This is a genomic window from Clostridium sp. USBA 49 (genome assembly GCF_900167505.1).
Taxonomy (GTDB): Bacteria; Bacillota; Clostridia; order Clostridiales; family Clostridiaceae; genus Clostridium_AT; species Clostridium_AT prolinivorans.
Window position 1 is genome coordinate 353110 of the sequence record NZ_FUYD01000002.1, and the last position, 23020, is coordinate 376129.

General features: G+C 23.4%; 32 protein-coding genes. 1 reads left to right on the plus strand and 31 read right to left on the minus strand.

Going from position 1 to position 23020, the window contains the following annotated elements:
- Window positions 1–11: 11 nt before the first annotated feature.
- The 16 genes from spoIIIAC to dapF all read right to left on the minus strand — a co-directional run bounded on the left by spoIIIAC (window position 12) and on the right by dapF (window position 10518).
- The gene (gene spoIIIAC / locus B5D11_RS03665; RefSeq protein ID WP_078681692.1) at window positions 12–209 is read right to left on the minus strand and encodes a stage III sporulation protein AC; all 198 of its coding nucleotides are present in this window, start codon (window positions 207–209) and stop codon (window positions 12–14) included.
- A gap of 15 nt (window positions 210–224) precedes the next feature.
- Window positions 225–743, minus strand: coding sequence for a stage III sporulation protein SpoIIIAB (gene spoIIIAB / locus B5D11_RS03670; protein ID WP_078681693.1), 519 nt, complete (start codon window positions 741–743; stop codon window positions 225–227).
- Between the two features lies 1 nt (window position 744).
- Entirely contained in the window at window positions 745–1665 is a 921-nt protein-coding gene (gene spoIIIAA / locus B5D11_RS03675; protein WP_180376946.1) for a stage III sporulation protein AA, read from the minus strand.
- Window positions 1666–1776: 111 nt separating this feature from the next.
- A complete protein-coding gene (locus tag B5D11_RS03680; protein ID WP_078681695.1) occupies window positions 1777–2187 on the minus strand; it encodes a CD1247 N-terminal domain-containing protein in 411 nt (136 codons plus the stop codon).
- Between the two features lie 88 nt (window positions 2188–2275).
- On the minus strand, window positions 2276–2833 hold the full coding sequence (gene efp / locus B5D11_RS03685; RefSeq protein WP_078681696.1) for an elongation factor P: 558 nt from the start codon (window positions 2831–2833) through the stop codon (window positions 2276–2278).
- A 190-nt stretch (window positions 2834–3023) separates the two neighbouring features.
- Complete coding sequence (locus B5D11_RS03690) at window positions 3024–3449, minus strand: hypothetical protein (RefSeq protein WP_078681697.1); 426 nt, start codon at window positions 3447–3449, stop codon at window positions 3024–3026.
- Window positions 3446–3919: a hypothetical protein gene (locus B5D11_RS03695; protein WP_078681698.1), complete on the minus strand. Its 474-nt coding sequence runs from the start codon at window positions 3917–3919 to the stop codon at window positions 3446–3448. The genes B5D11_RS03690 and B5D11_RS03695 overlap by 4 nt, the downstream gene beginning before the upstream one ends.
- Before the next feature lie 5 nt (window positions 3920–3924).
- Entirely contained in the window at window positions 3925–4653 is a 729-nt protein-coding gene (locus B5D11_RS03700) for a hypothetical protein (RefSeq protein WP_078681699.1), read from the minus strand.
- Window positions 4654–4655: 2 nt separating this feature from the next.
- Window positions 4656–5108, minus strand: a complete 453-nt coding sequence (locus B5D11_RS03705; RefSeq protein WP_078681700.1) for a hypothetical protein — start codon at window positions 5106–5108, stop codon at window positions 4656–4658.
- Complete coding sequence (locus B5D11_RS03710) at window positions 5087–5524, minus strand: type II secretion system protein (protein WP_078681701.1); 438 nt, start codon at window positions 5522–5524, stop codon at window positions 5087–5089. Before B5D11_RS03710 ends, B5D11_RS03705 begins: the two co-directional genes overlap by 22 nt.
- Window positions 5521–5964 carry a prepilin-type N-terminal cleavage/methylation domain-containing protein gene (locus B5D11_RS03715; RefSeq protein WP_078681702.1) on the minus strand — a complete coding sequence of 148 codons (444 nt, stop codon included), beginning with the start codon at window positions 5962–5964 and terminating at the stop codon, window positions 5521–5523. Before B5D11_RS03715 ends, B5D11_RS03710 begins: the two co-directional genes overlap by 4 nt.
- Window positions 5948–6382, minus strand: coding sequence for a type II secretion system protein (locus tag B5D11_RS03720; RefSeq protein WP_078681703.1), 435 nt, complete (start codon window positions 6380–6382; stop codon window positions 5948–5950). Before B5D11_RS03720 ends, B5D11_RS03715 begins: the two co-directional genes overlap by 17 nt.
- A 14-nt stretch (window positions 6383–6396) precedes the next feature.
- Window positions 6397–6780 carry a type II secretion system protein gene (locus tag B5D11_RS03725; RefSeq protein ID WP_078681704.1) on the minus strand — a complete coding sequence of 128 codons (384 nt, stop codon included), beginning with the start codon at window positions 6778–6780 and terminating at the stop codon, window positions 6397–6399.
- A 33-nt stretch (window positions 6781–6813) separates the two neighbouring features.
- Entirely contained in the window at window positions 6814–8010 is a 1197-nt protein-coding gene (locus B5D11_RS03730; protein WP_078681705.1) for a type II secretion system F family protein, read from the minus strand.
- A 16-nt stretch (window positions 8011–8026) separates the two neighbouring features.
- Window positions 8027–9565, minus strand: coding sequence for a GspE/PulE family protein (locus tag B5D11_RS03735; protein WP_078681706.1), 1539 nt, complete (start codon window positions 9563–9565; stop codon window positions 8027–8029).
- 131 nt (window positions 9566–9696) lie between these two features.
- On the minus strand, window positions 9697–10518 hold the full coding sequence (gene dapF / locus B5D11_RS03740; RefSeq protein ID WP_078681707.1) for a diaminopimelate epimerase: 822 nt from the start codon (window positions 10516–10518) through the stop codon (window positions 9697–9699).
- A gap of 189 nt (window positions 10519–10707) precedes the next feature.
- On the opposite strand from dapF, the gene B5D11_RS03745 reads away from it, so the two are divergent.
- Window positions 10708–12438, plus strand: coding sequence for an Rqc2 family fibronectin-binding protein (locus B5D11_RS03745; RefSeq protein WP_078681708.1), 1731 nt, complete (start codon window positions 10708–10710; stop codon window positions 12436–12438).
- 59 nt (window positions 12439–12497) lie between these two features.
- Here the strand turns inward: B5D11_RS03745 and uraA are convergent, their stop codons facing one another.
- The 15 genes from uraA to B5D11_RS03820 all read right to left on the minus strand — a co-directional run bounded on the left by uraA (window position 12498) and on the right by B5D11_RS03820 (window position 22988).
- Window positions 12498–13772, minus strand: a complete 1275-nt coding sequence (uraA, locus tag B5D11_RS03750) for a uracil permease (protein ID WP_078681709.1) — start codon at window positions 13770–13772, stop codon at window positions 12498–12500.
- A gap of 51 nt (window positions 13773–13823) precedes the next feature.
- Window positions 13824–14360 (minus strand): bifunctional pyr operon transcriptional regulator/uracil phosphoribosyltransferase PyrR, encoded by a 537-nt coding sequence (gene pyrR, locus B5D11_RS03755; protein ID WP_078681710.1) that lies wholly within the window; start codon window positions 14358–14360, stop codon window positions 13824–13826.
- A gap of 162 nt (window positions 14361–14522) precedes the next feature.
- The gene (locus tag B5D11_RS03760) at window positions 14523–15437 is read right to left on the minus strand and encodes an RluA family pseudouridine synthase (protein ID WP_078681711.1); all 915 of its coding nucleotides are present in this window, start codon (window positions 15435–15437) and stop codon (window positions 14523–14525) included.
- Window positions 15437–15883, minus strand: coding sequence for a signal peptidase II (gene lspA / locus B5D11_RS03765; RefSeq protein WP_078681712.1), 447 nt, complete (start codon window positions 15881–15883; stop codon window positions 15437–15439). Before lspA ends, B5D11_RS03760 begins: the two co-directional genes overlap by 1 nt.
- A 26-nt stretch (window positions 15884–15909) precedes the next feature.
- Window positions 15910–16536: a TraR/DksA C4-type zinc finger protein gene (locus B5D11_RS03770; protein WP_078681713.1), complete on the minus strand. Its 627-nt coding sequence runs from the start codon at window positions 16534–16536 to the stop codon at window positions 15910–15912.
- A gap of 108 nt (window positions 16537–16644) precedes the next feature.
- Entirely contained in the window at window positions 16645–17337 is a 693-nt protein-coding gene (locus B5D11_RS03775; RefSeq protein ID WP_078681714.1) for a 5'-methylthioadenosine/adenosylhomocysteine nucleosidase, read from the minus strand.
- A 77-nt stretch (window positions 17338–17414) separates the two neighbouring features.
- Complete coding sequence (locus tag B5D11_RS03780) at window positions 17415–18026, minus strand: DivIVA domain-containing protein (protein WP_078681715.1); 612 nt, start codon at window positions 18024–18026, stop codon at window positions 17415–17417.
- A 13-nt stretch (window positions 18027–18039) separates the two neighbouring features.
- On the minus strand, window positions 18040–18810 hold the full coding sequence (locus tag B5D11_RS03785) for a YlmH family RNA-binding protein (protein ID WP_078681716.1): 771 nt from the start codon (window positions 18808–18810) through the stop codon (window positions 18040–18042).
- A complete protein-coding gene (locus B5D11_RS03790; protein ID WP_078681717.1) occupies window positions 18803–19084 on the minus strand; it encodes a YggT family protein in 282 nt (93 codons plus the stop codon). The genes B5D11_RS03785 and B5D11_RS03790 overlap by 8 nt, the downstream gene beginning before the upstream one ends.
- Window positions 19085–19099: 15 nt before the next feature.
- The gene (locus B5D11_RS03795; RefSeq protein ID WP_078681718.1) at window positions 19100–19561 is read right to left on the minus strand and encodes a cell division protein SepF; all 462 of its coding nucleotides are present in this window, start codon (window positions 19559–19561) and stop codon (window positions 19100–19102) included.
- 25 nt (window positions 19562–19586) lie between these two features.
- Window positions 19587–20240, minus strand: coding sequence for a YggS family pyridoxal phosphate-dependent enzyme (locus B5D11_RS03800; protein ID WP_078681719.1), 654 nt, complete (start codon window positions 20238–20240; stop codon window positions 19587–19589).
- Between the two features lie 90 nt (window positions 20241–20330).
- Window positions 20331–21068 carry a DUF881 domain-containing protein gene (locus B5D11_RS03805; RefSeq protein ID WP_078681720.1) on the minus strand — a complete coding sequence of 246 codons (738 nt, stop codon included), beginning with the start codon at window positions 21066–21068 and terminating at the stop codon, window positions 20331–20333.
- The gene (locus B5D11_RS03810) at window positions 21065–21418 is read right to left on the minus strand and encodes a small basic family protein (protein ID WP_078681721.1); all 354 of its coding nucleotides are present in this window, start codon (window positions 21416–21418) and stop codon (window positions 21065–21067) included. Before B5D11_RS03810 ends, B5D11_RS03805 begins: the two co-directional genes overlap by 4 nt.
- A 14-nt stretch (window positions 21419–21432) precedes the next feature.
- Window positions 21433–22146, minus strand: a complete 714-nt coding sequence (locus tag B5D11_RS03815; RefSeq protein ID WP_078681722.1) for a DUF881 domain-containing protein — start codon at window positions 22144–22146, stop codon at window positions 21433–21435.
- 71 nt (window positions 22147–22217) lie between these two features.
- A complete protein-coding gene (locus B5D11_RS03820) occupies window positions 22218–22988 on the minus strand; it encodes a cell division protein FtsQ/DivIB (RefSeq protein ID WP_143327672.1) in 771 nt (256 codons plus the stop codon).
- Window positions 22989–23020: the final 32 nt, after the last annotated feature.

Sequence of the window (23020 nt, forward strand, 5' to 3'; positions counted from 1 at the left end):
TCCTCCCGAGACTATAATGTAAACATGGTTCTCACACTGGTAAATAATTTGCTTATTAAGTTTATAACCATGGTTAAAATTATGACAATACCCGTAAGATTAGTTATTGTAGCAATATCATCCTTACCTGATGCTTTTAATACCTTATCTAAAATTATTAATATAATTGCTAATCCAGCAATTTTAAATAATACATTTACATCTAACATTTTTATTTTCACCTCCTATATTAAAACAATTACTATCATAGCACCAATGCTAAATCCTAAATATCTATACATTTTTACATTTTTATTCATTATAGTTTCAGCAATATTTATTCTTTTTTTTAAATTATTTTTTACTAATAAAAAGATTTTTTTATGACCTTCTACATCAGATTCGCCTAAAGATTTTGACAAATCTAAAATTACATTTATGTCTTCTTTATCTAAATTTAAATGTATATCTCCTTCATAAAAACATTGCTGAAATGCGTCATATACAGTTTCTACTTTATTTAAAGATAAAAGATTTGATGCTTTCATAAAAATTTTATTTATAGGAGCTTCACTTTTTAACGATACATTTAAAAGTGCTTCAGGTAGAGGAGTATGTGTATACTCTATTTCACTTTGAAGCTGATTTACAGCTCTTTCAAGTTCATTTAATTGTTTAACTCTTTTTTTAAAACCTTCACTATATATAAATCCACCTATAGTTGATGAACCTAAAATCATTAAACAGCCTATGGTTTTAAACATATTATCTCCTCCAAAGTTTATCTTTTTTTTCAAAATCATAAATGTATTCTATAGTTCCTACACCATTTCTAGAACTTAGCACTATTGCTATATTAAAAACATTATTTTCAATTATATCCTTATAAACAATTCTATTATACAAATCTTCAATTCCAAATCCGTGTATAGATGTTATAAGATTAACTCCTGAATTAAGAGCCATTAATATGCTTTCCATATCTTTGTAAGTACCTATTTCATCACAAACTATTATTTCTGGAGACATACTCCTAATTGCCATCATAATTCCATCAGCTTTTGGACAATTATCAAATACATCTGTATGAATTCCTACATTCATCTGTGGAACCCCATTATAACATCCACATATTTCACTTCTCTCATCAATAACAGAAATTTTTTTCCCTTCTAAATTAATATCTTTCATTCCTTCAGATAAATTTCTTGTAATATCTCTAAGTAAAGTAGTTTTACCGCATCTAGGTGGAGATATTATTATTGTATTTAATACTCTTTTATCTTTTAAAATAAAAGGAATTAATTTATCTGAACATCCTATTATTTCTTTACATATTCTAATATTTAATGAACCTATGCTTTTTATAGTTTTTATTGTGTTATTTTCAATAACACAACTTCCACATATCCCTATTCTATGACCACCTTTTATAGTTATATATCCTTGTTTAATTTCTTCTTCATAAGCATAAATAGAATAATTACTTATATATTGAAGAATTAATTTTAAATCTTGACTTGATACTATGGTAGGTGTAATAATTTCATCATTTCCTATTTGAATAATTAGTGGTTTATTTACTTTTAACCTAATTTCTTGTATATAATCAAGATTTTTTAAATTTTTAATTGTCTCTCTAATATGTATTGGTAATATTTCTAAAATATCCTTTGTGTATTTCATTTTTATCCTCCTTTCATATATAATCTGTATTTTAATTTTAATAAAATTATTCCATTTTATTAAAAAAAAATAGATATATAAAAATTTTTTATATATCTATTTATAAACTAATTATTTATTCTCTTTTAAAACATCACTTAACAATATCTCTTCGTGGCAATTAGGACATATGATACCTTTATTACATTTACATATGTCATTATCAATATACACAATTTCATTGCAATGTGGACATTTTACATTTATATAATTTTCAAAGTCTTCTTTACAACATTCATCATCTTCTTCATATTCTTCATCATAATACCATTCTTCCTCTAAGCGACTTAAATCTTCATCGATTATATCTACATAATTTTCTATATATTTCTGTGAATCTTTTAATGATTCTATTTCTTCTGCTACCTCTTTTAATATTTCGGATATTTGGTTTATAGCCTTACCTTCTTTAGTATTTTGGTCTATATCCATTCCATCAATTAAGCCGTTCAAATAAGCTACTTTAGATATTATAGATTTCATATTATCACATCCTTTATTTTAAAATAAAATTAAGAGTATAAAATATTATTTTATACTCTTAATAAATTATACTATTTAATATTATAGACTAAACTCTCTCCATATATTCACCAGTTCTAGTATCAATCCTTATTATTTCACCTTCATTTACAAATATTGGAACCATAACAGTTGCTCCAGTTTCTACAGTAGCTGGTTTTAAAGTATTAGTAGCTGTATTACCTTTAGCTCCAGGTTCTGTATATGTTACTTGAAGTTCAACAAAATTTGGTGGTTCTACAGAAAATGCTTCTCCCTTATAAAACTTAATTACAGCTAACATATTTTCTTTTAAAAATTTTATAGCATCTTCTACTTTTTCATAATTAAGTGGAATTTGTTCAAATGTTTCTGTATCCATAAAATAATACAATTCTCCATCTGAATATAAATACTGCATTTCTTTTCTTTCTATAACTGCTTCTTGCAATTTATCTGTAGGGTTAAAAGTTTTGTCAGTTACTCCTCCTTGTAGAACATTTCTTAGTTTAGTTCTAACAAAAGCAGCTCCTTTTCCTGGTTTTACATGTAAAAAATCGACTACTGTATAAACTTGTCCATCTAATTCAAAAGTAGTCCCTTTTCTTATATCTCCTGCTGATATCATTACATATCCCTCCAAAAACTTATAAATTCGTTTATATTATAACCTTTTTAGGTGATTTAATACCAAAAATTTTCATATTTTTGTATAACATATTTAGTTAATTATATTATAGCTAACCAAACAATGATATTTTACCAAAACTTATGATTATTTGCAAACATAATTCTATATATTTTTTATAAATATAAATTTATTTATTTGCTATAAAACAAATAGTTGAGTATAAATTTTGTTCATTTACTGAATTTGATTCTATTTTTATATTATCTACATAACAGAAATTTTCATTTGTATTAAAACTTTCTAATTTAGTATATAAAGATTTTATATCACCATTATACTTAATATTTATAATTACCAATTTGTTGTCTTCTAAAGAATTAGTAATATTTAATATATCTATATTATTATCTTCTAATAAAATTTTTAGTATATCACTATATCCGTATTCTTTTATATTACTTTCTTTATCTTTATATTGCTGAGTTTTGCTAACAGCAACGCTATTTAAATTTATATTTTTTATTATTTTATAATTTTTATATATTAATAAAAAAAATATGAATAAAAAAGTTGCTAATATTAATTTGTAAAATATTAAATTATTTTTTTTCATAACTTAACCTCTAAACTAATTGTAAAATTAAATTTTTCTCCATCATTATTAAGTGGAGATAAGAAAATTATTTTATATATATTAAATTTTTCAATTTTTTCGATAAAATTAATATACTCTTGTTTGTTATTAACAGATAAATTAATATCTATAATATTTTCTTTTATATTTACATCCTTATAATTTAAGTTGTCATTAAAATTAATTATAAAATTTTTAAAATTATTTAATGTTTTGTTGTTTTTATATATGTTAGATTGATTTAATATAGTATTAGACATTTCTCTATAATTTGCATTATATATTTCCATTGTTTTATTATTTTTATTTTTATTATACATAAATAATAAAAACATAATAATGCATCCTATCCACAATAGTAGTATATATTTTTCTATATTTTTAATCTTAAGACTAGATTTCGCTAAATTTTCATTAAAAGTTATAGTCATAAAATTTAAATTTTTCAATGTTTTCATCTCCGATTTATAATTATATTTTTAAATAAATTTTCTCTATCAAAATTTCCTAAATTTTGATAAGAAAAATTTTCCCTTTTTAATTTTGATATATCAATATTTATATTAGCATAATATATAGTTTTTATATTTGTATTATAATATTTTTTAGATTCTTCTAGAAAATTGTAAATAAACTTTTCTATTCCTTCTTGAATATCTATAATTTTAATTATATTATTATATATAAGAATATCATTAACGCAATATAGAAAATATAAATTATCTTTATATTGGAATAAAAATATAAAATCCTTATCCTTTATTTTTTTATTAAAATAATTTAATACACAAAGCTGTACAATATAAATATTACTTATATTTTTTGAAAATTTATTATAAATCATTGAAAGTTTTTTATTATTTATACATAATACTGCAAATTGATCATTATTTATATCCTTTTTAAATAAAGTATATGCTATCATTAAGTTTTTAGTATCTCTAAAATTATAATATACTTCATGTGTTACTATATTATGTAATTCATTTAATTTAACTTTAGGAATATTTAATATATTTACATTTACTTTTTCGCCACTTAAAATTAGTATTGTTTTTTTATTTTTAATACTAATTATTAAATCATTGATATTTTCAAAATTATAAATCTTCTTACTAAAATAATTATATTTTGATAAGTAATCTTCTCCTATTTCTATTAAAGAGGAATTTATTTTTAACATTTTTATTTTATCCTACCTTCTATATAAATAGTTTCTTTGTATATAAATTTAAATTTATCATCTATAAAATCATAATCATATATATCTCTTTTAAAAAAATAATCATCAATATAGGTATCTAGTATTAAATTATTGTCTTTTTCATTATATTTAAAATTACATTTTCCATTATCAATATAAAAATTAATTTTACTATCTTGAAAATATTTTTTTATATTTTCATAATTTTTTTCTAATACATTTTCTAATATGTTTTGATATAAAATTGTTAATGATTTTTCTTTATATTCATCATATTTATTATTCATAAGTATATAATTCTTTTCACTTTGAATACTTTTAATTTTTTTAAATTCTAATGTAAAAAAATATAATACTATACACATACAAAATGTAGTAATAATAATTGTGTATAAAAGTATATATCCTTTTTTTATTTTTTTATTCCAAAACATTTTTCATATTTTACTCCATTAACATCTATCATAATTATATAAATTATATTTTCTTTTTGAGTTATTGATAAACTTTTAATGTTACTTGTAATAATATTAACAGCTTTTATATTATTTTTATATATATCAATAATTTCAATTTTGTTTTTACCATTAAATTGTATAATTTTTTTATTAAATTCATCTATATAATTTAATTCAATTTTATTATCATATGTTTTTATGTTTTTAGATTTATTAAATTCTTGTTCTATAAATAAAAAGGCTTCATGTATGTAAAAATAATTTTGCATATCTAAAGTTTCTTTTTTAAATTTTAAATTATAATTTAAAATCATAGAAGTTAAAATAGTAATTATTATACCTGACATTCCAATAGCTACTATTATTTCTAAAAGCGTAAATCCCTTTTTCATATATATTTACCTTTGTAAAATTCACATTTAATTATATCTTTTTTTGATTTTAACATTAAATGAATATTTAACTCTATCTTAAAAGCAGTATCGTCAACAATATTCATCTCTAAATAAGTATCATCTAATTTAACATCCTCATTAAACAATTGATTTAATTTTAATTTTTTAATATTTTCTATCGTTAGATATTCTCCTGAAATATATTTTTTATTGTTTTCAGTAATATTTTTAATATCCTCATATGTACAATTAAATAATATTTCTTTTTTTAAGGTATCTAAGATATATGTATACCTGATAATTTCATTATTATATTTTTTTAACTTTAAATTATTTAAATCTAAAATTAATATTCCAGATAGCATTATAGATAAAATACTTATTGCGCATAAAACTTCCAATATAGAATAGCCTGATTTTTTATTTAATTTCAACATGCCCTACTCCAACATTTATAGTTATTTCATAAATTTTATTATATCTGTCTTTAATGCTTATAGTTCCTGCATCATTTGTAATACCAAAATTATTAATATCAATTTTATAATAATTTGTATTTATAGATTTTAAATCTATACCTTTAGGCAATAAAAAATTATCTTTTTTATTACCATCACAATAAAAAATAATTTCATCTTTAGCTATATCAAATAAAATGTAGCCTGATTTATTTTTTTCTCTACAATATTGTTTACTATTGTTTATGATACTTACTATCATGATTTGGCACATTTTTATATCGTTATCGTTTTGTAATTTTTTATAATTTGATATAAAAAAATTTGTTAAAGGAATAAGTAGCGTAATAATAGACATAGTTACTAAAACTTCAATTAAAGTAAATCCTTTTTTCATTTGTATAACCCTATTTATTTAGATGAATCAAATATTAATTTATTATCTAATGAAATTGTATAACCATTACTATCTCCATTTATATTTAATAAATAAATATCATTATCACTAGTAAAAGAGATAGCTACATTTTTATTATTAACTTTAATTTCATTAATACTACTTATACCTGCAACTGTATTAATTGCCTCTGAAATACTGTTAGAATTAAAAGTTCCATTTTCTTCTGAATAGCTCCACATAGCAGCAGTATAAATCTGTTTTCCTTGGCTTATTACTTTTGTATTTTTTGCTTTATCTATATATGCAGTTACTTTTGGAACTGTAAGACTAGCTAATATCATAACTATAGATATTGCAACAATTACCTCTATTAAAGTAAATCCTTTTTTCTTCATAATACATTTTTCGTTCCTTTCTTTTTTATTATTTTATATTGCATCCATAACATTAATCATTGGAGTAAACATCGCTATGAGCATAAATCCAATAATTATAGAAAGTAATATAATAACAATAGGTTCAATTAAGGTTATAATTTTATCTATAGAATTATTTAATTCCATATCCATTATGTCTGAAGCTTTTAGTAATGTTTCTTTTAATAACCCTGTTTCTTCACCAATTTTTATCATTGAAAATAAGAAATCAGGAAAAAATTTTATATATTTTAAACTTTCTGAAATATTTGAGCCACATTTAATTTTATCTATACATATTTTGATATTTTCTTTTGCATATTTATTTTCTATTACATCACAAGTTATTTCAAAAGCTTTTATAACATTGACACCACTTCCCAATAATATAGCCATACAGTTGGAAAATTTTACTGCTATTAATTTCCCGCTAATTTCTTTTATAAATCTATTATTCAATAAAAATTTATGAAAAAACATTTTTATATTTTTAAAAATCTTATTATATTTAATTTCCCAAAAAACAATTGTAAAAAATGGAACTAAATACAAAATGCTGTGATTTATAAATAATACTGTATTTATAAATATTCTTGTTATTATAGGAATTGAAGCTTGAAGACTTTCTAGTGTAGATATAAAAATAGGAATTATCTTATTAGCCATAAATTCCATAACAACAATACTAATAAAAAAAGTAATAGTTGGATAAAACATAGCTTTTGTTATTTTATTTTTAATTTTATTTTCATTATTATAAAAATAAGATAAATTCAAAAATATTTCATCTAATTTTCCACTCTCTTCTCCCACTTTTATCATATTGATTAAAAAATCAGGATATATATTTTTATATAATTTCATACAATAAGATAATTCCGCTCCTTGTTTTAATAGTTCACTTATTTCATTTATGCTTATTTTTATATTTTTGTTTAAAGATTGATTATATAATATATCTAATATTTCGGATATATTTATTCCTGCTTGGAGTAAAGAAGCAAATTGATTACAAAATATAGATAAGTCTTTTGAAGAAACTTTAGAAAAAATAGAAAAATTTTTTCTATTTTTTATTTCATTATATTTTATAGTATAAAATCCTTTATCTCTTAAAGTTATAATCAAATCATTTTCATCATTGCACAAACATTTCCCCTCTAATATTTCTCCATTTATATTTTTAGCCTTATATGTATAAAACACCATTTGTTAACACTCCATTTTAATAAAAGTAACCACTACATAATTTAACATATTCTTCATAAGTAGTTATCCCTTTAATAACTAAATTTCTGCAATAGTTTTTAATTGAATTCATTCCAATTTGTTCATTGTAATTTCTAAGTTTATCTACATTTTTTTCATCAATAATTAATTTTCTTAAAGTTTCATCTATTTGCATAATTTCATATACCACAGTCCTATGTTTATATCCAGTATTGTTACATTCATGACATCCTTTACCTTTATAAAGTTTTTCATTAGTATTTAAATTTAGATTTCTAATTTCTTCAAAAGAAGGTATATATTCTTTTTTACAATTTTTACATATAGTTCGTACAAGTCTTTGGGCTATGCAAAGATGTAAGGAATCTGCAACAAGATAATTAGGTACCCCCATATCAACAAGCCTGATTATTGAAGAAGCAGCATCATTTGTATGAAGAGTAGAAAATATTAAATGTCCTGTTATAGCTGCTCTAACTGCTATTTTAGCTGTTTCTTCATCTCTAATTTCACCTATCATAATTGAGTCTGGATCTTGCCTTAAAATGCTTCTAAGACCACTGCTAAAAGTAAGTCCAGCTTTATTATTAACATTAACTTGATTTACTCCTTTAATTGTATATTCTACAGGATCTTCAATAGTTATTATGTTTTTATCATATTTATCCATCATATTAAGCATTGAATATAAAGTTGTAGTTTTACCACTTCCAGTTGGACCTGTTACTAAAATAATACCGTGAGGACTTTTTAAAAAGCTTTCTATTAGTTGTATATCTAATATAGAAAATCCTAATTCTTTTAAATTCATTAATTCTTCTTTTTTATATAAAATTCTTAAAACTATTTTTTCACCATATATGGTTGGAATAGAGGAAACTCTTAAATCATAAATTTTTTCTTTTGTTTTATATTGTAGTTTTCCATCTTGAGGTAATCTTTTGTCTGCAATATCCATCCCAGATTGTATTTTTATTCTAGTACATATAAAAAAATATATTTTTTTAGGTATAGTAATATATTGTTGCAATATACCATCAATCCTATACCTTATTAAAGTTATATCTTCAAATGGTTCAAAGTGTATATCACTTGCTCTTCTTTTTATAGCTCCATCTATTATAGAATTTGTAAGTTTTACAATAGGAGAATTTTCAGAAGAATAGTAAGAAAATCCGTCTGTTTCTGTGTTTTTATTATTAGCATTATTAATATAATCTTTTTTTAATTGTTCTAATATAATATCTGTGTTTTCTTTTTCATTAATTAAATCTAATATTTTCAATATTTTATTTTTATCTGAATAAAATATTTTAACTTCTTTATTAGTTAAAAATTTAATATCATCAATAATTTTTTTATTATTAAAGTCAATACTAGCTATTGAAATAGTATCTTTATCAAAATTAAAAGGTACTAAAAAATATTTATTCATTATTTCTTTAGGAATTAGTTTTACAGCATTATAGTTTATATCTAAATAATCTAAATCAATATAATTTATATTATTTAAATTTTTTGAATTTATAATCATTATCATCACCTGTTTAATTAATCATTATTTTACATTATATCCCATATATTTTTTTTTAATCTTTTTAGAACCAAAAAAATAAAAAAGTATGTTATTTTTATTTTTATTTTTATAACATACTTAAGAATATATTATTTAAGTTTTATTTCACCATAATAAGATACTTCTGCTGGACCTGTCATTAATACTCCATCTTCAGTAATTTCGATTATTAGTTTACCTCCTGGAATATTTACTAAAACTTTATTATCAACTAAACCAAGCTTATTAGCTGCAACTACACAAGCACAGCTTCCTGTCCCACAGGCTAGTGTTGGTCCAGCTCCTCTTTCCCAAGTTGCTACTTTTATATTTTCTCTACTAATTATTTCGCAAAAATTTACATTTGTTCCAATAGGGAAAATATCATATTTTTCTATATATTTACCATCTTCAATGCAAAATTTATCAAATAATCCAAATATTACAGTATGTGGCACTCCCATAAGTAAAGAATTAATTATATATTCTTTATTATTTACATTTATTTTTTTATTAATAATTTCACTGTTTGATATAGCTGGAATTAAATTTGGATCAAAAGAAGGTTTCCCCATATTTATTGTAATTGATGCAACTTCTCCATTTTTAATATCAAGATAAGCCTTTTTTATACCATCCCCTGTTTCAATTTTAATTTCTTTTTTATTTACTATATTTTTTTCCCATACATATTTTGCAAAACACCTTATACCATTTCCACACATAGCTGCATAAGAACCATCAGAATTAATTATTACCATCTGTATATCTGCTTTTACACTTTTCCTTACAATAAGAATTCCGTCAGCACCTATTGCAAAATTCCTATTGCATAATTTTTTTGCTAAATTGCCTTCATCTGTAATTTTATTGTCAAAATCTTCTAAAACAATAAAATCATTACCATTACCATGCATTTTTGTAAATTTCATAATATCTTCCCTTTCATATTCCATATATATTTAAATTTATTATATATTAAAATATAAACAAACTGTAAAATATAATCTTATAGTTTTAAATATAATTTTATCATATTTTTTTGATTTTAAAAACTTATAATGATATACTTATACTTACTTATAAAATGTATTAAAACTTTGAAAGGATGATTAATTTATATGCCTTTAGATGGACTTTATATATACAGTATTTTAGATGAATTAAAAAAAAGCATTATAGGTTGTAGAGTAGATAAAATATCCCAACCTGAAAAAGATGAAATAATAATAAACTTAAGGGGAACTAAAGTTAATTATAAACTCCTCATAAGTTCTAATTCTACTTATCCTAAAATTCATTTAACAAATTTAACTAAACCAAATCCGTTAAAAGCACCTATGTTTTGTATGGTTCTTAGAAAATATTTAAGTGGCTCTAAAATTTTAAATATTGAACAAGTTTCAACTGATAGAATAATAGTTATAGACTTTGAAAGCTCAGACGAACTAGGTTTTAATAGCATTTACTCTTTAATAGTTGAAATTATGGGAAGGCATAGCAATATAACATTAGTAAGAAAAAGGGATAATATTATAATCGATAGTATAAAACATATAACTTCAGAAATTAACAGTTATCGTCATTTATATCCTGGAGTTATATATATTTTACCTCCAAAATCCTTAAAGTTAGATCCTTTTTCTTTTTCATATGAAGAAATGAAAAATTTTATATTCAATAATAATATTAAACTTGAGCCAAATGTTTTTTCTAAAATTTTTACTGGAATAAGTTCTCAATTTTCAAAATCTTTGTATGAAGGCTTAAAAGTAAATAACATTGAAATTGATATGGCATCATTAAATGACATATATAAATACATAAATAATATTTTTATATATTTAAAAAATTGCAAATTTGAGTTTATTTCTTATATAGATAAATCCATATTAAAAGATTTTTATTGTACTAATTTATACCAATTTAATAATCTTATACAAAAAAAGTATAATTCTCCTTCAGAATTATTAGAAATTTTTTATTATGAAAAAGATAAATTTGAAAGATTGAATAATAAAAGTTCTGATTTGCAGAAAATAGTAAATACCAATTTGGATAGATGTTATAAAAAATTAAATATATTAAAAGATACATTATCAAAATGTAAAGATATGGAACAATATAGGATTTATGGAGAACTTCTTACTTCTAATATATATAATATAAAAAAAGGAGATAAAATTGTAAAAGTATTAAATTATTATTCTGAAAAAGAAGAATATATTAACATTGAAATAAATGAAAACAAAACTCCTTCTGAAAATATTCAATCTTTTTATAAAAAATATAATAAATTAAAGAAAACAGCAGAAATGGCTAAAATCCAAATGAAATTTACAGAAGAAGAAATAAATTATCTTCAATCTGTTATGGTAAACATAAAAAATATTGATGCTTATGATGAAATAGAAGAAATCAAACGAGAACTTATGAATACTGGTTATATAAGATATAAAAAAGAAAATAAAAAAAATATTAAACCATCAAAACCATATCACTTTATATCAAGTGATGGTATAGACATTTATGTAGGTAAAAATAATATACAGAATGATTACTTAACTTTAAAATTTGCTGATAAAAAAGATTTGTGGTTTCATACTAAAAATATACCCGGCGCTCATGTTATTGTAAAAAATAATGGTGATATACCTGATACTACATTAAAAGAAGCAGCTATATTAGCAGCCTATTATAGTAGTGCAAAAAATTCTTCAAATGTTCCTGTAGATTATACTTTTATAAAAAACATAAAAAAACCTTCTGGTGCCAAACCTGGTATGGTAATTTATTATACAAATAAAACTCTTTATGTAACACCTTATAATTTAAGTTTAAAAAAAATATAATTTAAAAACTCAAAGGATATTTTTAATTAATCCTTTGAGTTTTTATCATGTTATTATCCTTATTCTTCTGTTTTGCTATTCTCTGGTAGTATTAAATTTAAAATTACTCCTACTATTGTAGCAAGAGCTACACCTGCCACTTCAACATTTATGCCATATACAGGAAAAGAAATTCTAGCTCCACCTATTCCTAATACTATAATAACTGAACATAATATTAAATTCTTTTTTTTACTAAAATTAATTTTATCTTCTACAAATATTCTAAACCCTGAAGAAGCTATTATACCAAATAATAATAAACTTATTCCTCCCATTACTGGCTGAGGTGTATTTTTTATTATAGCAGCTATAGGTCCAATAAAAGACATTACTATAGCTATTATAGCAGCCATACCTATAACCCATACAGAGTAAACTTTTGTTATTGCCATAACTCCTATATTTTCACCATATGTGGTATTAGGAGGGCCTCCTACAAATCCACCAAATATTGTTGCAATCCCATCTCCTAATATAGATCTGTGAAGTCCTGGATCTTTAGTAAAATCTCTGCCGCATACATTATTTGTAACATATACATGTCCAATATGTTCAGCTAGTGTAACAAAGGCTACAGGAGCCATAAGTATCATAGCACTTATATTAAACTTTGGAAACATAAACTTAGGTATTTGAATAAAAGTGGCATTTTTAATTTCATTTATAGCTGCATCAGGTATTACACCTAATATAAAAGCAGATATATAACCAACTATCATAGCTATAAGTATTGGAATTACTCCTAAAAATCCTTTAAAATACATTGAACCAAATATTCCAACACAAAGAGTTATTAAAGATACTATTATTACTCTATTATTAGGATTATCTCCTGGAATAAGTCCTGCCCAATTTACAGCTGTTCCAGCAAGACTAAGACCTATAACTATAACAACTGAACCAACTACAACTGGTGGCAGAGCTTTATCCAACCAAGATGTTCCCGCAAATTTTATTATACATGCAACTATAACATAAACAAGTCCAGCTGCAATTATACCTGATAACATAGATTGAACTCCATAATTAGCTGTAGCTACTCCCATTGGAGCTATAAAAGCAAAAGATGATCCTATATATGCTGGTAATTTAGCTTTGGTACACAATATATAAAGCAAAGTACCTACTCCACTTGAAAATAGTGCAATTGAAGGGCTTAATCCGGTTATAATAGGTACTAATATTGTTGCACCAACCATAGCAAATAAATGCTGAAAACTTAGTGGAATAGTTTTTAATATTGGGAGTCTTTCTTCGACATCAATAAAATTTTTATTTGGATAGTTTTTCATTTTTGTCCTCCTTTTTAATCTCTCAGGATTAATTTAAAAGATATATTTAAATTAAATTTCATATATCTTTACAGAATCATTTCCATCAATTTCTTTAACTTCTACACAAATCAATTCATTTTTAGATGTAGGTATATTCTTACCTACGTAGTCAGCTCTAATAGGAAGCTCTCTATGACCTCTGTCTATTAAAACTGCTAATTGTATCATATTAGGTCTTCCATTATCTATAATTGCATCTATAGCAGCTCTAACAGTCCTACCTGTATATAATACATCATCTACTAATATGACTTTTTTCCCAATTATATCTATTCCTACATCTTTATTATTAACCTTAGGAAAATCATTTAATTTAGTAAGATCATCTCTATATAAAGTAATATCGACACTTCCAACTAAAGGCATATGCCCTTCTATTTTCTCTATCTGTTTTGCTATTCTTTCAGCTAATGGATATCCTCTTCTTTTTATACCAATTAAAACAACATCATCTATTCCTTTATTTTTCTCAATAATTTCATGAGAAATTCTAATTAAGGTTCTTTCTATAGATTTTTCATCTAACAATTTAGCTTTTAACTTCAAATCATATCTCCCTCCTAAAAATTATGTAAATAAAAACGCCTTGATCGTGAAATCAAGACGCAAAATGTACTTTAACTATCAACTCTTGCCCTTATGATCTCACTGGATCAATTAAAGGAATATTTATTTATCGAATATAACTATATCATATGATTATAATAATTACAATTCTTTTTTTAATATATTTATTATCCTATTAAAATATTCTGGAATATCACTTTCAAATTCCATATATTCATTAGTAGTTGGATGAATAAATCCTAACACTTTAGCATGTAGCATCTGTCCTTTTAATTTAAATCTTTGTTTTTTATAGCCATATACATGATCTCCCACTAAAGGATGGCCAATATAAGACATGTGAACTCTTATTTGATGAGTCCTTCCTGTTTCTAAAGAACATTCTACTAAAGTATTATTTTTATATTGCTCTAAAACTTTATAATGAGTAATTGCACTTCTTCCGTCTTTAACTACTGCTATTTTCATTCTCTCTATATTGTGTCTTCCTAATGGCGCGTTTATAGTACCATTAGGTTTTTTTATGACTCCTTCAACTAATGCTATATATTTTCTTTTAATAGAATGTTTTTTAAACTGTTCACTTAATTTATTATGTGCAAAATCATTTTTAGCTACGACTAATACACCTGATGTATCTTTATCAATTCTATGAACTATCCCAGGTCTATTTATTCCATTTATACCAGAGAGATCTTTACAGTGTTTTAAAAGAGCATTAACTAAGGTCCCTTCATAAACTCCTGGAGCTGGATGAACAATCATACCTTGAGGTTTATTTACTACAATAATATCACTATCTTCATATATAATTTCAATAGGTATATCTTCCGGTTTTATATTTAATTCCTTTGGATCTGGAATAGTTATTTCAACAATATCATTAATTTTTACCTTATAATTACTTTTTTTAAAAGAATTATTTACAATAACTTTTCCATCTTCTATTAAATTTTGAATAAAAGATCTAGATTTATTTGTTATTTTACTAGATAAAAAAACATCTAATCTCATTTCTTTATTTAATTCATCAATTATAAATTTTTTTACTTCCATTATTTTTCATCCTTTATAATACATATAGCTAAAAGTATAGTTCCAAATACTACTAGCATGTCTGCTACATTAAATGTTGGATAATAATATATGTCTTTATAGTGAAGTAAAATAAAATCTACCACAAATTTATATATTACTCTATCTATTAAATTTCCTAATGCACCACTTATAATTAATGATAAACTTATTCTAATAAGTTTTGAAGAAAATTTATGATTAAAAAGATAATAAATCATAACTGCTATAACAACAATAGTTATAATAGATAAAAATATTATCTTATTTTGAAATATTCCAAAAGCAGCTCCTCTATTTTCTAAATATGAAAAGCTGAATATATTTTTTATTACAACTATTTCATCTTTATGTGATAAACTTTTTAAAGCCCAAATTTTTGTTACTCTATCTAATATTATACCTAATAAAATAATTAAAATTTCCATCCCCCATCACCTTTCGCAAATTTTAGTTAATCGGGAAGTTGATTTTTATATTGTTCATTGCTTATTTTTTCTATAGATTCAACATAATCTGAATCTTCATCTAAAAAGTCATATTCTACATTTTTTCTCCAATCATATCTTTGAACACTTTGATAACTATCTTCAGCATCATATCCTAATTCATAATTTGTTTCATCAAAATCATTAAATCCATATCCAAAAGGATATCCTAAAACATCTTCTTCAACAGATCTATTATTTTTTTCGCGAGGCTTAATTTTACTTGCCTTGTCTTGGCAATTTACACAAAGCTCAGCATAAGGTATAAATTCTAATCTACTTTCTGCGATTTCTAAGCCACACATACTGCATTTCCCATAAGTTCCATTTTCAATTTTTTTAAGACAGGTATCAATTTTTTTTAGTATGTTTATTTCATGTTCTTTTAGAGCCATTCCTTTTTCAGCATCAAAAAGCTCTGTTGCCATGTCTGAAGGATGATTATCATATGCTGATAACTCAGAAATTTCTGAAGATATTTCAGTTTTAGAATTAAATACTTCATTTTCTTCCATTTGATTTAAAAACTTTAAGACATTTTTTCTTTCATTTAAAAGTTTTTCTTTAAAATACATTATTTTTTCATTATTCATATTATTATCACCTGCTTATAAGTAATATTATATCTTCTTATTATTTTTTCAAAAGTAAAAATTTTTATTACATATAAGATAGTGAAATTAAAATTTTAAAAAATATAGTTATATAATCTCAAGCATATTTTTTATTATATTAGTAGAATTTTCAACTGCTATATATTTAAATTTATCATAATCCATACGTGCTCCATTATTAGCATTATCTGAAATAGAACGAATTACAACAAAAGGAACATTATTTAAGTAACATGCTTGTGCTATACTTCCTCCCTCCATTTCACAAGCTAAAGCTTCAAATTCATCATTTAACCATTTTATCTTGTTTATATCTGCAATAAATTGATCTCCTGTTACAATTCTTCCAATATAAGTGTTAGCATTTTTTAAAAATTTACAGCATTCTTTGGCTTTTTTAACTAAATTCAAATCACATTTAAAATCAAAAGTATCTAATCTTGGAATTTGTCCTATTTTATCTCCAAAAACCGATGTATCTATATCATGTTGTACTAAACTATCTGCAATAACTACATCTCCAGGGAATATATTTTTTCCTATACCTCCAGCAATTCCAACATTAATAATATTATCAACTCCAAAGTCATCTATTAAGATTTGAGTACATATAGCAGCGTTAACTTTGCCAATACCACTTTTTACAATTACAACTTTTTTTCCACATAAAATTCCACAATTGAATTCCATTTGAGCTTTTATTTTTTTTGTTTCTAATTTTATTTCTTTAATAAGTACCTCTATTTCTTCTTCCATAGCTCCAATTATTCCTATAACCATTTTAAATTTAACACTCCTTATAAAAATTAGAATTTTTACATAAAATAATTATCCCACTCAAAAGAGCAGGATAACATTTAGTCTCCCTTTACAAAAAAATTTTTTATCTCGCTTAAATCTTCTTCAATAATATTGTCATCCATAATATCTTTCACTTTAAAATATAAATCTTCTTCCATATCAATATCTTTTTCTTTTAAAGAATCTTCTGATGTAGAACCTATATTGTAATTTTTCATTAAATCTTTTTCTAAAGTATTAAACATCTCTATTTGAGTATTCATAAAATTTTTAAATTTAGCTCTAAATTTTATGAATTCTTGCTTTAATCTTTCATAATCATCATTTATTTTCATAACATCAGCATGAGCTTTATCAAGAATTTTCTGAGCAGATTCATTTGCATTCTTTATAATCATCTCAGCTTCCTTTTGAGCATTTTCTTTTGATTGTTCTGCTGCATTTTGGGCAAGCAAAAGAGTGTTTTGTATTGTTGCTTCCATTTTAGAATAATGTTCTAATTTTTCTGTCTGTAAATCATATTTTTCTTTTAATGATGAATTCTCCTTATAAAGACTTTCATAATCTTCAGCTATTTTAGCTAAAAATTCATCAACTTCATCAATAGAATACCCTCTAATAACTTTTTTAAATTCTTTATTAACTATATCCATAGATGTTATTTTCACTTTTACCACCTCGTTATACATATTTGCTTATTTGTAATTTTAATCTTCCTTTTTGTGTAGATCCAATTATATTAATAATTTTAAATTTACCATAACCACGTATGGTTATTACAGTATTTAATTCTATACTTTTATCTTTTTCATAAATTTCATTATAGTCTACTAATACTTTTCCGTTATTTATAATACTAACAGCTTTAGACCTTGAAATATTGCATAAAGAACCCACTACTGAATCTAATCTTAAAGATGTAGTTATAATATATAAATTTTCAGTATTAGCTTTTATATTTTTATATTCATTTTCATTTACTAGTTCAACGGTACAAGGACATTTCCCAACATAATTAAGATTAGAAATAACATAATAAGATATATCTTTACAAAAAGTTCCATAACAAATATCATCTTTTATTATGAGATCTCCAAACTTCTCTCTTTTAATTCCAAGTCCTATTATAGCTCCAAGATAATCTCTATGCTCAAGTTTTTGAAATTTCGATTTATTTTTGATTTTAATTACATTTATTGGATAAGAATAAATTATATCATTAAAAAATGCTAACATCTTTCTTTCTGCTTCTTCAAAAATTCCATTGGCATATATTTTTACATTAAACTTATCTTGTAAGTTTAAAATATTTTTCCAAAGATTAGGAGGATAAAATTCATTAATAAAAACAGGTACATTTGCTTTTTCAGCTAATGTCAATTTATTATATATATTTGAAAGTATATTTTTGTCTTCATAATTAATAAAATTTAAAAAAGTTTTTTTATCCATTAATAAACATTCCTAACAAAGCGTTTATTATAAATTGTAAAATTCTTATAATAAAGAGAGCTATTATAGGAGAAAAATCCAACATCATATTAGGAAAAAGTTTATAAGTTATTTTCCTTGCAGGAACTAAAAAAGGCTCAGTAATTGTATGTAAAATATCAGTAAAAACATTACCACTGCCTCTATATATCCAAGATAATAATGCTTCAATTACAATTGCATCTTGTAAAAGAGAGAAAAGAATATTCACAGCTGCATTTATATTATTAATCATAAATTCCTCCAATTATTATTTGCTCCAACTAAGTATTCCTTTACTACTTAATTCATTTTTTAGTTCATTTGTTACTTCTACATTAGATGGAGAAAGTATATATATCCCTTTCTCTACTTGTTGAAGTTCTCCATTAAGTGCATAGCAAGCTCCTCCAATGAAATCAAGAAGTCTTTGAGCAATTTTAGGTTCAAGTGAAGTAGTATTTACCACAATTATTTTTCTATTTTTTAAATTGTCACATATATTAGCAGCTTCATCATAATCATTTGGCTTTATTATAACTACTTTTGCAGAAGCTGCTGTATGTATATTCACAACTTTATTAGTATTTTGTTTTTTATTATTTATAAACATTTTTTCAACTTCATCATCTATTAATTCTTTTTCATCTTCTTGTTCTTGATTTTCTTCAATATCTAAATCTTCTTCTAATCCTAAAAATCCCATCATTTTATTAATCATTTTTGCACACATTTTTATTTCCCCCTTAGTTTATGATTTATTTTCTAGGTCCAAATATACCGGTTCCTATTCTTATCATATTAGAGCCTTCTTTAATAGCAATTTCATAATCTCCTGTCATTCCCATAGATAAATATTTCATCTTGATATTTTTAAATTTTCTAAGACTAATATCATCCCATAATTTTTTCATTTTTTTAAAATACATAGAACAGCTTTCTTGAGAACCTTTGGGTATTATAGCCATAAGTCCCCAAATTTTTACATTGCTACATTTTTCACAAGATAAAAGCAATTCTTCTAAATCTTCCAATAAAATACCAGTTTTACTTTCTTCTCTTCCAATATTAACTTGAATTAAAACATTTGCTATACAATTTTTATTTTTATACTGTTTTTCAATTTCATATAAAAGTTTTATACTATCAAGAGAATGAATTAAACTTACTTTACCTACAATATATTTTACCTTATTTGTCTGAAGATGTCCAATGAGATGCCAATTAATATCATTTGGTAAAGAATCAATTTTTCCTATAAGTTCTTGAACTTTATTCTCTCCAAAATCTCTTATTCCACAATCATAAGCTTCCTTTATTTCCTCAATACTACGTGTTTTAGACACTGCAATTAAAACTGTATCTTTGGATATTTTTGATTTAATTTGATCAATGTTTTCCTTAATAGACAATTATTATCGTCTCCTTTAAATTCTTGTGTCAAATACTATTATTCTTCATAAAAATCAAAAATCCTTCAATTTTATTATAATAATTTAAGCTTAATTTTTATTATTATCAGCTAAAGTTAGAAATTTTTTCTTTATAGAATGATTATAAGCTTGAATTTTTAAATTACTTAACTGTTCAATTTCAACATTTATTCCTCTATTTTTCAGAATTAAGTTGATATAATTTTCATCTGCAAGCATATAATTTTTTAAAACTTCTTTATCCCCAATAGCATCTATATAAAATGGTGCTGCAATTTTCACTCCATTTACCCTTAATAATGGTCCATCACAATACACCTCTGTAGTGTCAATAACTCTTTGACCATTTATAGCTATGGCTTCAGCCCCAGCATTTTTTAAATCATTTATAACATAAATAATATCATAATTGTGAATTATTTTTTCTAAAAAATTTTCATCTATTTCATTATCAAAATTATTACTACCATCTGTAAGCTTAATTGTTATTCCTTGCCCCTCAACATCAACCTTGCCTATAATCATTTTATTATTATTAAGTTCATCATATAATTCTTGAAATATTATTTGCTTATTTTCAGGTTCATATTCATATTTATTGAGCTTCATTTCCATTTGCTCATACTCTTCCTGCATTTTAATTATATCATTACGTAATTTATTTCTTTCATTATAAGCATCTTGGTATTGTTTAGTATTTAAAAAAACTCTATTATAAGTATTATTAAAATTTATATTTAAAGATATTAATATTCCAATTATAATGCAAGCTATAAAAACAAATAATGATGCCTCATTATTTTTCATTTAATCACCTCATCGTGAGATTTGGCTTTTTCAAGTATGAGTCTTCTTATTATTGCAAAATTATCAAATATTCTTCCTCCAAAAACTATAACAGCAGCTAAATATATTGGTACACTGAGCTTATCTCCTAAATAAGCTAAAACTGCAGCTAAAACTGAATTACCAAAAAAACCAGAAATAAATATATCTGATCTAAAATTTTTTGAAAGACTTGCTCTTATAGCTCCAAACACTGAATCTAAACAAGCCAATATTGCTACGGACATATATGGTGAAAATTTATCTGGTATACTTATATTCCCAAATAATCCTATTACAATTCCAATTAACAAACCAATTATAGCTATCATATAAAATCACCTCATTACTTTTCTATAGGTTTTGCATATTCAAATTTATAGTTACCATTATATCTTTTTATTAGTATGTCATCATATCTGTTATAAGATATATTACTAATAGGTTCAAAATCTATAAGTGTTCCATAGAATGCCAAAGCACTATATAAATTATCTTTGTTTCCTATTGCTTTAATAGTAATTCTTTCGAAAGGTGATATTTTAATATCGTTTATAAGTATATTATTACCAGAAGTTCTTATTCCTGTTCTAGGAGTAATTCTTGAATCATTTATAGATACAGCTTCTGCACCAGCAGATACAAGTTCGTTAACTAAATAAACCAAATGTTTGTCTGTTATATGATCACCTGGTATAGAATTTCCTAAAATTTTTGTTTTAGGATCTATATACACTATTATTCCAGGTCCTTTAACATCTTTAGCTCCAGTCAACAATCTAGTATTTTCAAGTTCTTCAAGCAAGTTTTTAGTTTCATCACTCCTATTTGCTGCAGCTTCTTCATATTGCTTTAATTTGTTTTGTAAATCATTAATATTATTTTGGAGTATTTCCTTTTGTTTTTTATACTGCTCTAGTTCTATAGTGATATCCGTAGTTGTTTGAGATATTTTGTTAATATTTTCACGATTGTTCCATATTCTAAATTGGTATGCAAGCATAAATCCCAATATACAGCATACTATTGATACAGTAATTTGCGAACTATATTTTTTCATACGATATTCCCCCTTGGAGCATTAATCACATAGTAAAACTATTAATTTTTATTTTATAATAATAAAAAATATCATTTTTCTACAAAGACAGAAGGATTGCTTTCAAATCTTACATCTACGTATCCTTTTAAATTAATTAAATTATTATCATTTATAATATTAAAAGCTAAATTAAGCTTACTTTTAACATCATTATTACTACCTAATTTAATACTCATATTATTACTATATACTTTAATGTCTAATATATCACTTATATCAACAGCTGTTATTTTTATATTGCTTTTATTAGTCATAATAAGATCTGTAATTAAAGATATAAATTCAATTTTTCTATTATCATCGCAAGGGATTACTTCACCAATTTTAGCCCCTTCAGCTTCAAATCCAAGAAGTTTTGTAAGATTCATATTGCTAATATCATCTTTTTCTTCAAGTACTATCCCTTTATTATCTATAATTAAATATCTTGATTCAGATTTTATATAAAAAACTGCCTCTCTTTCTTCTACGGCTATGTAAATGGTATTTGGAAGTTTTCTTTTTACATTAGCTTTTAATATATAAGGGTTTTTTAAAATATTACCTTCTATTTTTTTTAAATCCATATAGAAAATATTTGAACCTTTGCTAACTTTAGCTATATCTAAAATTTCATTTGTATTAATTATTTTATTATTTGAAACTACTATATTGGATACATCGAAATAAGGAATTTTTAAACATAATACAATAATTATAGAAATAAGCAAAATAAAAAAGATAATATTTCTTTTTATTGCTTTTTTTCTTCTTCTTTTAATTATTAATTCATTATTAGTATTTTTTAAAATTACGCTCAATACAATTCACACCTTAATATTTTATATAAAAA